The sequence below is a fragment of the Streptomyces durocortorensis genome (assembly GCF_016901035.1).
Lineage (GTDB): Bacteria > Actinomycetota > Actinomycetes > Streptomycetales > Streptomycetaceae > Streptomyces > Streptomyces durocortorensis.
In genome coordinates this window covers 1-1,318 of the sequence record NZ_JAFEUF010000497.1, presented here as the reverse complement: position 1 = coordinate 1,318, position 1,318 = coordinate 1, and the positions used below count along the sequence as shown (strand labels likewise).

The window sequence follows — 1,318 nt, the reverse complement described above, 5'->3', positions numbered from 1 at the left end:
ACCCCGACGTCGCCCCCGCCCCTGTCCCCGAAGCCGACGCGATCGACCCGGCCACCGCGCGCCGCCTGCTGCGCCGGATCGAGCCGCTGCTCGCCGAGCAACGCGCCTGCTGGCTCCTCAGGTCCCGCCCGGGCGGCCTGGACGACAGCATCCGCGAGCTGGACCGGCTCCGCCACCAGCTCATCGGGGCGGCCCACGCATGACCCGCGACACGGAACGTCCCGTCGACCCGGAAGCCGCCGTACGGCAGTGGCTGGACGCCCTCGCCGGCCAGCCCGCAGCCCCGGCCGTCGCCGACCCGGTGGTACCGACCGGCGCGGAGCTGGCCGAGCGGATCGACCTGCTGGCCGTCCCCGGACCGGACCGGGAAGAGGTGGCCGCCGGTCTGCCGGACCCGGCGCGCGACCCCGCCCGGTGGGAGGCGCTGGTCCGCTGCCACCAGCGGCTCTACGCCGACCCCGGCCCCGACGTCCCGTCCGCCGCGCCCGACTGGCCCACCGCGCCCGCCGCCCTCGGCAGCGCGGGCCGCTACTTCTACGTCCACCTCTACGTCCTGGCCCTCCCGCACGCCCTGGAGCGGCAACGCCGTCTCGGTATCCCGGACGACGTCGTCGCCGCCACCTTCGCGGACCTCGGCGCGAAGCTGACCACGTACCGGCTCGGCCACGGCACCGGCGGCTTCGACCGCCAGCGGTGGATCGTCCGCCACTTCCAGGGCGCCCTGCACCGGCTCGGCCGACTCCAGTTCGAGCGGGGCGTCCTCGACGCGGACGCCACGGGCGGGGACGCGGCGACCGCCGGGGGCCCTGCGCACGGGGACCAGGTCCTCAAGGTGCACATCCCCGGCGACGGCCCGCTCGACCCCGCCGGCCGCGATGCCTCCTTCGCCGCCGCCCGGGAGTTCCACGCCCGCCACTTCCCCGGCACCCGCCACCGGCACGCCACGTGCAGCTCCTGGCTCCTGGACCCGCAGCTCGCCGACCACCTTCCGGAAAGCTCCAACATCCTCGTGTTCCAGCGGCGCTTCGCGGCCTTCGGGTCCGGCCAGGTGGGCGACGACGACGTGCTGGAGTTCGTCTTCCACGCACCGCCGGGGACGGCCGACCTCGACCGCCTGCCGCAGCAGACGACCCTGCACCGCTCCCTGGTCCGGCACCTGCGGGCGGGGGGCCACTGGCGTACGGCCCACGGGTGGACCGACCTGCCGTGACGCCGCCGCCCCGGCCGAGCCCCACCCGGCTCGACCGGGCGGACGGCGGCGTGGGACATTACGTCCCTGCGGAACCGGGGGGTTCCGTGCGCGGGGGACACGGGGGAG

The 1,318-nt window shown here is 76.9% G+C and carries 2 protein-coding genes; both read left to right on the top strand.

The genetic code is table 11. The features are described 5' to 3' along the window. A partial coding sequence (locus JS521_RS35705) for a hypothetical protein (protein ID WP_205086997.1) occupies positions 1–203 on the top strand: 203 nt, incomplete at its 5' end. Further along, positions 200–1,210, top strand: coding sequence for an acyltransferase domain-containing protein (locus tag JS521_RS35700; RefSeq protein WP_205086996.1), 1,011 nt, complete (start codon positions 200–202; stop codon positions 1,208–1,210). The genes JS521_RS35705 and JS521_RS35700, both read left to right, overlap by 4 nt. Positions 1,211–1,318: the final 108 nt, after the last annotated feature.

What these genes read in the sequence shown, in the direction of transcription:
- JS521_RS35700 (WP_205086996.1), top strand. Translation starts at nt 200, where the DNA reads ATGACCCGCGACACGGAACGTCCCGTCGACCCGGAAGCCGCCGTACGG.